Source organism: Blautia sp. AM29-29 (assembly GCF_003480555.1).
GTDB lineage: Bacteria > Bacillota > Clostridia > Lachnospirales > Lachnospiraceae > Fusicatenibacter > Fusicatenibacter saccharivorans.
On sequence record NZ_QUJD01000008.1, the window covers coordinates 621 to 12,847 of the forward strand.

The 12,227-nt window shown below is 43.1% G+C and carries 10 protein-coding genes and 1 tRNA gene (1 of these 11 only partly in view); 9 read left to right on the top strand and 2 right to left on the bottom strand.

All coding sequences use genetic code 11. The features are described from left to right. The 7 genes from DW769_RS16580 to trhA form a co-directional block, all read left to right on the top strand. Window positions 1-50: transfer RNA gene (locus DW769_RS16580), tRNA-OTHER, on the top strand; it begins 71 nt to the left of the window's first position. A 167-nt stretch (window positions 51-217) separates the two neighbouring features. Beyond that, entirely contained in the window at window positions 218-1,273 is a 1,056-nt protein-coding gene (locus DW769_RS07180; protein ID WP_118595197.1) for a D-alanyl-D-alanine carboxypeptidase family protein, read from the top strand. 320 nt (window positions 1,274-1,593) lie between these two features. Next, entirely contained in the window at window positions 1,594-2,547 is a 954-nt protein-coding gene (locus tag DW769_RS07185) for a M23 family metallopeptidase (RefSeq protein WP_118595198.1), read from the top strand. Between the two features lie 342 nt (window positions 2,548-2,889). Next, window positions 2,890-3,825 carry a mannose-6-phosphate isomerase, class I gene (gene manA, locus DW769_RS07190; protein WP_118595199.1) on the top strand — a complete coding sequence of 312 codons (936 nt, stop codon included), beginning with the start codon at window positions 2,890-2,892 and terminating at the stop codon, window positions 3,823-3,825. A 17-nt stretch (window positions 3,826-3,842) separates the two neighbouring features. Further along, a complete protein-coding gene (locus DW769_RS07195) occupies window positions 3,843-4,718 on the top strand; it encodes an ROK family protein (RefSeq protein ID WP_022461220.1) in 876 nt (291 codons plus the stop codon). A 172-nt stretch (window positions 4,719-4,890) separates the two neighbouring features. Beyond that, window positions 4,891-5,148, top strand: coding sequence for a GIY-YIG nuclease family protein (locus DW769_RS07200; RefSeq protein WP_055220299.1), 258 nt, complete (start codon window positions 4,891-4,893; stop codon window positions 5,146-5,148). Window positions 5,149-5,374: 226 nt separating this feature from the next. After that, a complete protein-coding gene (trhA, locus tag DW769_RS07205) occupies window positions 5,375-6,049 on the top strand; it encodes a PAQR family membrane homeostasis protein TrhA (RefSeq protein ID WP_118750174.1) in 675 nt (224 codons plus the stop codon). Window positions 6,050-6,169: 120 nt separating this feature from the next. Here the strand turns inward: trhA and DW769_RS07210 are convergent, their stop codons facing one another. Then, the gene (locus tag DW769_RS07210; RefSeq protein WP_118750175.1) at window positions 6,170-7,747 is read right to left on the bottom strand and encodes a response regulator; all 1,578 of its coding nucleotides are present in this window, start codon (window positions 7,745-7,747) and stop codon (window positions 6,170-6,172) included. Window positions 7,748-7,765: 18 nt separating this feature from the next. Continuing rightward, window positions 7,766-9,538, bottom strand: coding sequence for a sensor histidine kinase (locus DW769_RS07215; RefSeq protein WP_199688477.1), 1,773 nt, complete (start codon window positions 9,536-9,538; stop codon window positions 7,766-7,768). 254 nt (window positions 9,539-9,792) lie between these two features. Here DW769_RS07215 and DW769_RS07220 point away from each other — a divergent pair, with 254 nt between their 5' ends. Both DW769_RS07220 and DW769_RS07225 read left to right on the top strand, forming a co-directional pair. Next, window positions 9,793-11,295 (top strand): ABC transporter substrate-binding protein, encoded by a 1,503-nt coding sequence (locus tag DW769_RS07220; protein ID WP_118595203.1) that lies wholly within the window; start codon window positions 9,793-9,795, stop codon window positions 11,293-11,295. A gap of 14 nt (window positions 11,296-11,309) precedes the next feature. Further along, complete coding sequence (locus DW769_RS07225; RefSeq protein WP_117801895.1) at window positions 11,310-12,227, top strand: ABC transporter permease; 918 nt, start codon at window positions 11,310-11,312, stop codon at window positions 12,225-12,227.

The window sequence follows — 12,227 nt, forward strand, 5'->3', positions numbered from 1 at the left end:
GCACTTGACTTTTAATCAAGTTGTCCGGGGTTCGAATCCCCGATGCTTCACTATGTGGAACCCTTTCGAGGGTTCTTTTTTTTGTTCTGCATATCCAAAATTGGTCCACCGGACCAATTTTGATTATGTTTATCTTAAGGTTACGGCGAAAATCTTGCAAAAGAGCAGGAAATGTACTATGCTTTGAAAGAATAAAAAAGAACGGAGGAATCTGTTTATGGCACAAAAAAAGAAAAACAAAAGACGAAGACGCCAGTTTCAGCAGAAAGTGATTTTAAGTGTTCTGCTTGTTATCATTATCGGATTGATTGGCGTGCTTGGATATCAGATGCAGAAGAACGAGAAAAAACAGACGGATGGAAACGCAAGTGCATCCTCTTCGGTTTCGTCATCCTCTCTTGCTGGGGACAGTTCAGAGCCGATATCGGATTCCAGCCCGGAGGAGGAGATTACACCGACGCCTGAGCCGGTACAGCAGATTTCGTCAGATGGTCTGAACAGTCAGCATGCCCTGCTGGTGCGGGAAAGCGATCTGGCTGAGATGATGAATCTGGGCGGAGATGAGAGAATTTATCCGGCGTCGATGACAAAGATTATGACAGCGCTGCTTACCATTGAAAATCTTCCGGATCTGAACGAGACGATTACGGTTCCGGAGGACATCTTCGAGGAACTGACGGCACAGGATGCGTCGGTAGCGGGATTTAATCCGTACGAACAGCCAACGGTTCGTGATCTTCTCTATGGTGTGCTGCTGCCATCCGGCGCAGATGCCTGTGAGACATTGGCGAGAGCAGTCGGCGGATCGGAAGAAGGTTTTGTGGCCATGATGAACCAGAAAGCAGAAGAACTGGGACTTACCAATACGCATTTTGAGAACTGCACGGGACTGCATAACGACAACCATTATTCTACCTGCCGTGATATTGCGGTGCTGATGAGTGAGTGTCTGAAGAGTGATACGTTTCGCGAGATCGTGACGAGGGAGGTTTACACAACGGAGGCTACCGCATCACACCCGGAGGGAATTACGCTGTATGATACGATGCTCCACCGGTTTACCAGCTATGAGATGAGTACGACACTGGAGAACGGGGCAGTCATTGAAGGCGGAAAGACCGGATTTACCGATGAGGCGGGTCAGTGCCTGGTCAGCTTTGCAGAATATGGAGGCGAAGAGTACATACTTGTTACGGCAGAGGCCATGACGGATTCGGGATCTGCGGTGGACAGCATCGCGGATGCGAGTACGGTGTATGGAAGATTACAGTAAATACAGGTGAAAGTGAGAGCTGGAAACGGGAGAAAATTCCCGGTTCCGGCTCTTTTTTTTGCGTGAAGCAAGTCGAGAAAATAAGGTGTGGATAACATTAGGGATGTTTTGCACGGAATGCGCAGAAAAGAATTATGTTTTCCACAAAAGAAAGAAGCGCAGGGGAAAAATTGTGGATAACGGAAAGGAAAAATCCGGTTTTTGTGTATAGATCGCGCCGGATGGGAAATACTGCTTACTGTAGAAAAGCAGGAGGAGAGCGAGAAATCGAAAAACGCCTCTGAAATGCTTAAAAAGATATCAGCAGAGGTGGTAAGAACATGAAAAGAGACAAGTTGAGAATCGGCGTGATCACAGCGGCACTGGCAATGATGATTGCAGGCGGAGTGCTGACCTGGCAGCAGGATGCGAGAAACGGTAAGGCAGATCAGGCGAAACAGGGAGAGACGGCACAGCTTACAGAGGACGAAAGCACCGGAACTACAGAACAGCAGACGGAGGAGACGACGGGAGATGCAGACGGAACGCGTGCCGTACAGGATCAGGCAGATGATGTGGAAAACAGTCTGGAACAGGCGCCGGAAATGGAAGCGGCGTGTGAAGAAGAGGCGGTGGGAAATCCAGAAGCAGATGCAGAGACGGCTCAGAATACACCGGAAGAATCAGATGGGAATACAGAAAGACAGGACGCGCAGGCGGTAAACGGAACAGCGGCGGATCAGAACGGAGAAACAGGATCAGGAGAAACAGCGGCGAATGAAGAAACGAGTGCAGCATCCGGAACTGTGGATTCTGCAGAAAATCAGGAAACGGCAGTTGAGACAGCAGGGGCTGCACAGGATCTGATGTTCAGCGAAGCGACAATCATGGAACTGCCGGTTACTGGAACAGTTCTGATTCCGTATAACATGGAAAATACCGTTTATTTCCCGACACTGGATCTTTACCAGTGCAATCCAGGCGTTGTTTTCTCGGCGGCAGAAGGAACTCCGGTTCTGGCGGCAGCGGACGGAGAAGTTGTGAGTGTGGAAAATGATGCAAGAACCGGCCTCACCGTCACCATGAATCTTGGAAATGGATACGAAGCCATCTACGGACAGCTCACAGACGTTTCCCTCGAGGCAGGCCAGAAAGTTCAGAAAGCAGCACGGATCGGAGCAGTTGCAGCACCGACGAAATATTATGTAAAAGAGGGAAGCAATCTTTTCTTTGAGATGAAAAAAGACGGAAAAGCCATTGATCCTATGGTATATCTCCCGGCAATTTCGGAATAAAAAAGAGGACCTGCACGAAATGGGATGCGGGAAAGTATTATAAAGTGTAGGATTCGCAATCGAATCTTTTTTACAGGTTTTGAATACAAAAAAGGCGGCGCAGACCGCGGATGGTAAAATACCGTTTTTCGATTGCTTTTTATAAAAAAGGCTGGCTGAAAACAGTCAGCTTTACATATAACAAACAGGATTGTTTTGATATAGAAAAAAGGCGGAATAAAAGGAAAGTAACCGGTTACAGAAAATGTGAAAGTTTGTCATTTTAGGGGTTTCGTTTTTGAATGTTATCGGTTAAAATAGATGTAGTGGACAGATCCTGAAAACAAGGAGGATTAGAAAAATATGGAGCTTTTATTTATGGACCCGGTGTTCAAAGAAGCAATCTGGGGTGGAACAAAGTTAAGAGACGTATTTGATTACGAAATTCCGAGCGATACAACCGGCGAGTGCTGGGCGATCAGCGGACATGCCAACGGAATGAGCCATGTGGCAGGCGGAAGATTTGATGGAAAAACATTAGGTGAGCTCTGGAAAGAGGAGCCGGAAATTTTCGGAAATTACCCGGGAAGCCAGGTTCCGCTGCTGATCAAGATCATTGATGCAAAAAATGATCTGAGCATCCAGGTTCATCCAGATGATGCTTATGCAGGAGAGCATGAGAATGGATCTCTTGGAAAGACCGAGTGCTGGTACGTGCTGGACTGCGAACCGGGTACAGAAATTGTTATCGGACACAATGCAAAAGACAAGGCAGAAGTGGAGAAAATGATCCGCAATCATGAGTGGAGCGATTTCATCCGCAAAGTGCCGGTACATAAGGGAGATTTCTTCCAGATCAATCCGGGATGCGTACATGCCATCAAAGGCGGCACACTGATTCTGGAGACACAGCAGAGCAGCGATATCACCTATCGTGTATACGATTATGACAGATTGCAGAACGGCAAACCGAGACAGCTTCATGTAGAGCAGAGTATCGATGTTATCGAGGCTCCGTTTAAACCGGCAGATATCGATACCTTTACAGAGGAAATCCCGGGCGCGGTACATACCCATTTTGTAACATGCAAGTTCTACTCTGTAGATAAATACGACATCGACGGTGTATTCACCTTAGATGCGAAAAAATATTATACTAATGTAAGTGTAATCGCCGGAGAGGGTACTGTAAACGGTATTCCGGTTAAGAAAGGTACTCACTTTATTATACCGGCTAATTTTAATGGATGCAGATTTGAAGGAAAACTTTCTGTAATCTGCTCAAATCCAGAAGCATAAGAGAGGAGAAAAACACAATGAGACTTGGAGCATTAGAAGCAGGCGGAACAAAGATGGTCTGCGCAATTGGAAACGCAAATGGAGAAATTTATGAGAGAATTTCTATCCCGACCGAGACACCGGAAATTACCGTTCCGAAAATGATTGAGTATTTCAAAGAGAAGGACATTCAGGCACTGGGAATCGGTTGCTTTGGACCGATCGACCTGAACAGAAAATCCGAAACATATGGTTACATTACCACAACTCCCAAATTAGCATGGAAGAACTACAACATCGTAGGCGCTTTCGCAGATGCACTGGACATCCCGGTTGGATTTGATACCGATGTAAACGGTTCTGCACTGGGTGAGGCTACCTGGGGAATCACAAAAGGTCTGGACAACAGCATTTACATCACCATCGGAACGGGCGTTGGAATGGGAATTATTTCCAATGGCAAGCTGTTGCACGGCATGCTTCATCCGGAAGGCGGACACGTTCTGCTGACCAGACATCCGAAAGATACTTACGGCGGAAAATGCCCGTATCACAGCAACTGCCTGGAAGGCCTTGCTGCAGGTCCTGCCATTGAAGCACGCTGGGGCAAAAAAGGTATTGAGCTGGCAGACAAAAAAGAGGTATGGGAGCTTGAGGCTTACTATATCGGACAGGCACTTGTAGACTGCATCATGCTGCTCTCCCCGCAGAGAATCGTTTTGGGCGGAGGCGTTATGCATCAGGAGCATATGATGCCGCTCGTAAGAGAAGAAGTAAAGAAACAGCTGAACGGATATCTTGTAACAAAAGAACTTGAGGATCTCGACAGCTACATTGTACTTCCAAGCCTGAACGACAATCAGGGTATCATGGGCGCATTGAAACTGGCGGTAGATGAGCTGGCAATGCAGTAAAAATAAAAATGAGAAAACCGTTCGGAGAAATCCGGACGGTTTTTTGCTTACAGGAAACTTCGTTGAATTTTCCTGCGAAGCAGGACTCTTTCTTATTTTTTTGATTGCGCCTAAAAGAACCGAGTGTTAAAGTTACATAGAATACAGATGAACAGAAGGAACGGAATTTGAAATGGAACAGGGGAATTTTACATATATTCTGGAATGCAGCGATGGATCTTTTTATACAGGCTGGACCAATAATTTGGAACGCAGAGTAAAGGCACACAATGCTGGAAAAGGAGCGAAATATACAAAGAGCCGCAAACCGGTAAAACTGGTGTATTTTGAAACCTTTTTAACAAAACAGGAGGCTATGCGGAGAGAATGGGAAATTAAGCAGCTTTCGCGGGTAGAAAAATGGAAGCTGATTCAAGCGAAGAAGCAATAAAAATACAAAAACAGACGGCTCAAACAGGCACAACGGTATGCGTAAGCGAGCAGTCTGTTTTTTTGTGTCAAAGCAGGTCAAACATTTTCAAAAGAAAATAGATATTTTGACTTGAAAAATAATTTTATCCTGCTATAATAAAAGAAACGATGACAAGTAGTAATGAAAACTACATAAAGTAGTAATTGAAATACACAGTGTTTCTGACAGGAAAGGAATGAGCAGGATGAAGTATATCAGAAAAAATGGAATCAAGGATCCTGGCAGTGCGATTACACATGGGATTGCGCTGATCCTGGCGGTGGTGGGAACGCTGCCATTACTTTTGAAGGCGGCGCGGGAGCCGGATCATCTGCATGTGGTTGCAATGACAGTGTTTATGCTGAGTATGATTTTGCTGTATCTGGCGAGCACCGTGTATCACACGTTTGATGTAAACGGGAAGGTGAACCGTCGACTGAAAAAGTTTGATCATATGATGATTTCAGTGCTGATTGCGGGAAGCTACACACCGATCTGCCTGATTGCACTGCATGGACGGACGGGAATTGCACTCTGTGCACTGGTGTGGGCGGCAGCGATTGGCGGGATTCTCGTCAAGGCATTCTGGATCAATTGTCCGAAGTGGTTTTCCTCAGTGTTGTATATCGCAATGGGATGGCTGTGTGTACTGGCATTTCATCCGCTGTTTCTGGCTCTTTCACGGCCGGCATTTGGATGGTTGCTGGCGGGCGGCATCATTTATACGGTCGGCGGGGTGATTTACTCCTTAAAAATGCCGATGTTTAATGCGAAGCATAAAAAGTTCGGAACACATGAAATTTTCCATCTGTTTGTGATGGGTGGCAGCTTCTGTCATTTTATTGTGATGTATTATTTTGTGGCGGCGATGCCGGTATAAAAACTTGTTTGAAGATAAAACAGTAATGCAAAAATAAAATACTGCGGAACGTATTTTCGTTATACCCGGGTATTAACATTTATTTGGGAAAACTTTACGCTCCGCAGTACTATTTTTGCATTATTTTTTCTTTTGACGGTATTCACTCGGAGAAATTCCGTAGACTTTTTTGAATACCTGTGTAAAATAAGAAAAATTCGTGTAGCCGATATTCGTTGCAATTACACTGACCGGGAGATTGGTTCCCTCAAGCAGGGAAATCGCAATTTTCAGTTTTTCCTGCACGATATAGTCAGAAAGTGAAATTCCTTTTACCTTTTTGAAAAGCCGGGAGAGGTATTCCGGGTTCATGTATACCTGATGTGCGATTTCGGTGCGGGTAACATTCTGGTGAATATTTTTCTGAATAAAATTTATCACCTGGTCGATCTGTGAAACACCTGGTTCTGCGCTAATTTGAAGGCTTTTTAGATAATCAACGGAAAAATCAAGCAGTTTATGCATCTCTTCTATGGAATGACAGGAGTTGTTCAGAGCGTGAATATCGTATTCTTTTTCAAAAACACCGTGTGCACCGATGTGGTGATGGTTCAGAATCTGATAGAAGATCTGAAGAAAATCCTGTAAAAAGAGACTGAGCATTTTCTGGTTTACATGACCGGATTCTTTTTGGCGGAGCAGATAATCATGCATGTCTGCACGGACGGCATCGTAATAACCAGAGGAGAGCATGAAATTCCAGTGGACAAAATCCGGAGGGGTGTAGGGAACCTGGGAAATGCTGGATTTCTGATAAAAAATACCACTATAGTTTGCCGCATTTTCACTGCGCTGTTCCAAAAGTTGCTGTATTTTATCTGGTAGCAGAAGAAAATTTGCAGAATGAGCACAGTAGCATGCTATTTTAAAGTGGAGATACTGTGAAGCGGCTTCCACAAAAGTATGCAAATAAATTTGCACCTGATCTTTTGTGAAATTATCGGTTTCGTATAAAATAAGGGCAAAAACCTGTTCGTGGACATGGCAGAAAAGCAGTTTTTTAGTGAACGGCTCAAACAGCTCGAAAACGACATTCTGCAGGATAGAGCGGAGGAGAGAAAGGTCACGAACTGGATGTGGCGTGTCCTGTTCGAGAATATCAATCAAAGTCAGAACACAGGAACAGTCGGGATCGAGTTTTATGGAGATCGTGTCCAGAAAACTCAGGATATTCTGCGGTTCTGCAGGCTGTTTCTGCAAAAATTCATTTAAAAGCACATCAAGAAGATCCATTTCGCGTTTGCTGAAATAGTTTCCATATTCACTGTAAAATTTTTCCTTTCTTTCCTTTTGAATTTGCAGGACTGCTTTCTGAATGGAAACCTCAATTGCACTGTAGGGAGCGGGCTGAATCAGATAATCGAATCCGCCGAGTTGCAGTGCTTTTTGTGCATAGGAAAAATCTTCATGTGAGGTGAGAAAAATACATTTGATTTCTGGAAAATGCTCCGCAACCCATTCATAAAGTTCAAGACCGCTGCCGAGCGGCATTTCGATATCGCAGAGCATGATATCCACGGAATTGTTTGAAAGAATTTCACGCGCACGGATAATGTCGTTAGCACAGAAAACCTGTCGGATGGAAAGCGCATCCCAGTTGATGCCGGAATGAATACCGGCGACAACATCGGGTTGGTCATCAATAATCAATACATTCATTCGGGATTCCTCCTCTTTCTAGGATAATGAAAACAAATTTTCGTTTGAGAGTAAGCTACTTTTAGTTTCTGAACTGGTATTTGGTTCTTCCTGGATGGGCAGGATAATTTCTGTCATGGCGCCGGAGAAATTGTTCATACAGATCAGTCCGGCCTGGTCACCGTAAAGTAAGGTAAGTCGTTGACGGAGATTGTGTATACCGATGTGCTGTCCGGTTACTGCATCTTCTGTATGTTGCAGAAAGGACTGCAGAAATTCGTCCGGAAATCCGGTTCCGTTATCCTGAATACTGATATTTAAATAATTTCCTTCTTCAGTCTCTGTCAGCTGTACGGAAATGTGTACATTGAGCGGCTGGCTGGAGATTCGCCCATGCTTAAAAGAATTTTCGACGAATGTCTGAATGCAGAGCATGGGAACCGGAAACTTTGAAACAGCGGGATCGGCAGAAATGGTCAGCTCAGAAGAATCTCTTGTGTTTAGCTTCTGAAGTTTATAATAATTCTGTACCTGATTCAGTTCCGTCTGCAGTGGCACAAGACTGCTGTTGTCGCGGAAGGTATAGCGGATATACTGGGAAACATATAAAATCATTTGCTGTGCATCGTTTCCTTTATTCTGTTGAATCATACCGTAAAGAGTTTTCAGGCAGTTCAGATAAAAATGAGGCTTCAACTGAATTTGAAAATATTGCAGCTGAGATTTTTGAATGGTCAGCTTATTTTCATAAGTGCGGATTTTCAGATGGTGAATTTCATCCATCATTCGGTTAAAAGTGGAATTAAAGACGGAAAATTCACGGATAAACTGTGTTTCCTGCAGTTTTGAGTTCAATTTACCGTTTCGAATATTCTCCATGGTAGTGATTGCATCTCTTAATGGAGAAAAGTAAATTTTGATGGCCAAAAAACACATGAACGGAATCAAAAGCAGTGCCAGCACAGAGGCAATGATGGCAAACATCTGTGTCGCATTTAAATAAAACTGGCTTCCCTGGTAAGAGGAAAGGTAAAGCATGGTAATATCAGCATATTTTAAGCGATCCTGTACAACAAAAAAGTTTTCTTTTTGTCCTTTTTTGACGTGGTTATTGTCTTCAGGCGAAAAGGTCAGTTTATTTTCTGTAATGGTTTTAGAAGGATTTAATACGGTTCCGTCATTGGAAAGATAGACGAGTGAACTAGTTTTATGCGTTTGTGTGGCGAGGCGAGATGGAGCCATGACCAGGTCAAAATCTACTAGAGAAACACTGTAGGCATTGGAAAAACCGAGAAGGCGAACCAAAAAGTATTTATCACCGACTTTATCGTAAAACCAGGATTTGGAAGTTGATTCAAAATCAAGGGATTTTACATAATTCTGCATTGTTATTAATTCTTCATAGGAATAGCAGTCCTGATAGGCACAGCGGCAGACATCATTGGGAGCAGAATAAATATAGACAGCACCGAGACATTCTGTCAGAGCAAGCTGTTCCCGTGCTTTATTCACAATGGAGAGTGTATTTAAATGAACATCGAGCGGATCAAGTTTATATTTTAGTTTCTGATAATTCCAGTTCTGAGCCCAGTCCTGTGCCATTGAGGTTTCTATCTGGGAAAGATCTGCTTCTAACTGTTCCTGATAGAGAAACAGAGCATTTCGGTTTGCAGAAGCGATTTCGCGGTTCAGCAGGCGAAGCGAGTAGAAATCAAAAAATATCGTCAGAAATGTAAGCGGAATAAGCATGATAAGGCTTATAAGGGTGAAAAAAATTTTTGATGAGATGTAAAAATTTTTACGAGATAACATAAGAGCCTCCAAGAATATAACAATATAAGAAAAATCGTGTGAGCGTTCCAATTGTTGGAACATGCCATTTATTCTAATATAGATGTCGTGTGTTTTCAAGAAATAAGTATACAGATTCGTTAAAATAACGAAAGTTACAGTGGTATGTCACAATATATAAAGAGAAAGTCACAGATTTTATAGAGAAAGAGATACTTCTTTGATAGGATATAGCTATTCGTAAAACAAAGAAAAGAACAAAGGAGAGAAATGTAATGAATAAGAAAAAAGCAATGACATTTTTACTTGTTTCTGTTATGGCGGGAAGTATGCTGGCAGGTTGCGGAAGCGATGCAAGCTCTGCACAGGGTTCATCTTCTAAGAGCGCAGAAAGTAGCAATAATGACAGCTATACAGTAAAAATTCTGGCACCTGGTGATGCAAGTACAGATGACTGCGCAAAAATTTCTGAAGCAGCAAGCAAAATCACAGAGGAAAAATTCAATACAAAAATTGAAGTAACAAGAGTTGGTTTTGGAAGCTATGATCAGCAGGTAAACCTGACATTGGCATCTTCTGAAAAATTGGATCTGATGTATGAGTATTGTGGAAATGTAACATCTGCAATCAGCAGCGGACAGATCCTTCCAATTACGGATTATCTGGACAGCTATGGCAGCGATATGAAATCTGAGATCAGCGAATCCGACTGGAAATGTGTAACCTTTAACGGCAATATTTATGGTGTTCCGTCCAATAAAGAGAAAGCAACGGGATGGGGATTTGCTATGAATAAAGAGATGGCAGATGCAACCGGAATTGACTATAGTTCTATTAAAACAGAAGAGGAGTTGGAGCCGCTCCTTGAAAAAGTAAAAGAAATGTATCCAGATGTATATCCCATTGTTTCTCATGTGGGTTCCATGAGCCTTATGGCAAATTCAGATGACCTTGGTGGAGACATCGGATCTTTAGAAAGTGTATCTTCTGACAGCACAGAAGTTATTAATTACTACGCAACAGATAAATATATGAACGAAATGAAACTTCGCTATGACTGGGCGCAGAAAGGTCTGATCATGCCGGATGCTTCCACTTCTACTGAAATGGCAAATAGTCTGATTGGTTCTGGTAAAGGTTTTGGACGTTTTACAAATACAAAACCAGGTATCGAGCAGGAGATCGAAAAAGAGTCCGGAAAAGAAATCGTTGTTTTGGATCTGGTAGAACCATATACTACCACAACACGTGTTGACATTGTATGGTATGTTCCGCATAACAGTGATAAACCGGAAAGAGCTGTACAGGTATTAAACGAAATCTACACAAACCCGGATTTGGCAAATATTCTTATCAATGGTCTGGAAGGAACTCATTATGAGTTTACAGACAAAGACAACGGTGTCATCAACTACCCAGACGGTGTAACAGCAAGTAACACAGGTTATACCAGTCTTCCATGGGCTTGGCCGAATGAGGCAATTTCCTATGTATGGGAAGGAAATGATCCGGACATCTGGGATCAGACCCAGGAGTTCAACAACAATGCGGTTGTTTCTCCGGCCAAAGGTTTTGCATGGGACAACACAGATGTACAGAACGAAGTAACTGCATGCGCAAACGTAACTGCCAAATATGGTCCTGCACTGGAGTGCGGTTCCCTGGATCCAGAAACTACCATTCCGAAATTCCTGGATGAGTTGAAAGCAGCAGGAGCAGATACCATCATCGCTGAGAAGCAGAGACAGTTAGATGATTGGCTGGAAGCCAACAAATAATGGAGGCTGGGAAGATGAAAAGAAATTGGGGTAAAATTCGCAGATTTATTCCCATGTATCTGATGCTGCTTCCGGGGCTTGTATACTTATTTATCAATAACTATATGCCTATGGCTGGAATTATCATTGCATTCAAGAAATATAATTACAGTCTGGGAATCTTCAAAAGCCCGTTTACAGGTCTTAAAAACTTTGAGTTTTTGTTTAAGACAAAAGATGCTTGGACAATTACAAGAAATACACTGGGATATAACATTATTTTTATCGTGCTTGGAACAGTCCTTGCAATTGCAGTAGCAATTCTGCTGAATGAGATCCGTTCCACGATGGGAAAGAAAGTATACCAGACCCTAATTCTGGTACCGTTTCTGATTTCTATCGTCGTTGTCAGCTATTTGGTATATGGATTCCTGAGTACAGATGCGGGATTTATTAACAACAGTATTCTGAAACCGATGGGAAAAGAGGCAATTGGATGGTATTCCAATGCGAAATATTGGCCATTCATTTTGATTTTTGTCAATATATGGAAAAACCTGGGATATAACTGCATTATCTATTATGCAACGGTAGTAGGATTGGATGCCAGTCTTTACGAGTCTGCATCTATCGACGGTGCAAACCGCTGGCAGAGAATTGTACATATCACACTACCGGGATTGAAAACAACCATTATCACCTTGACGCTGATGAGTGTAGGACGTATTTTCTATTCAGATTTCGGACTGTTCTATCAGGTACCAATGAACAGCGGACCGTTGATCGATGTGACTAACACCATCGATACTTACGTATATCGTGGATTGATGGAGCTGAATAACATTGGTATGGCATCTGCCGCAGGTCTTTATCAATCACTGGTAGGATTTGCACTGGTACTGATTGCAAACCTGATTGTTCGAAGACTGGACGAAAACAGTGCATTATTCTAA

Bases quoted from the DNA above. Each gene is read 5' to 3' on its own strand.
- DW769_RS07180 (WP_118595197.1), top strand. From the start codon at position 218: ATGGCACAAAAAAAGAAAAACAAAAGACGAAGACGCCAGTTTCAGCAG.
- DW769_RS07185 (WP_118595198.1), top strand. From the start codon at position 1,594: ATGAAAAGAGACAAGTTGAGAATCGGCGTGATCACAGCGGCACTGGCA.
- manA (WP_118595199.1), top strand. From the start codon at position 2,890: ATGGAGCTTTTATTTATGGACCCGGTGTTCAAAGAAGCAATCTGGGGT.
- DW769_RS07195 (WP_022461220.1), top strand. From the start codon at position 3,843: ATGAGACTTGGAGCATTAGAAGCAGGCGGAACAAAGATGGTCTGCGCA.
- DW769_RS07200 (WP_055220299.1), top strand. From the start codon at position 4,891: ATGGAACAGGGGAATTTTACATATATTCTGGAATGCAGCGATGGATCT.
- trhA (WP_118750174.1), top strand. From the start codon at position 5,375: ATGAAGTATATCAGAAAAAATGGAATCAAGGATCCTGGCAGTGCGATT.
- DW769_RS07210 (WP_118750175.1), bottom strand. From the start codon at position 7,747: ATGAATGTATTGATTATTGATGACCAACCCGATGTTGTCGCCGGTATT.
- DW769_RS07215 (WP_199688477.1), bottom strand. From the start codon at position 9,538: ATGTTATCTCGTAAAAATTTTTACATCTCATCAAAAATTTTTTTCACC.
- DW769_RS07220 (WP_118595203.1), top strand. From the start codon at position 9,793: ATGAATAAGAAAAAAGCAATGACATTTTTACTTGTTTCTGTTATGGCG.
- DW769_RS07225 (WP_117801895.1), top strand. From the start codon at position 11,310: ATGAAAAGAAATTGGGGTAAAATTCGCAGATTTATTCCCATGTATCTG.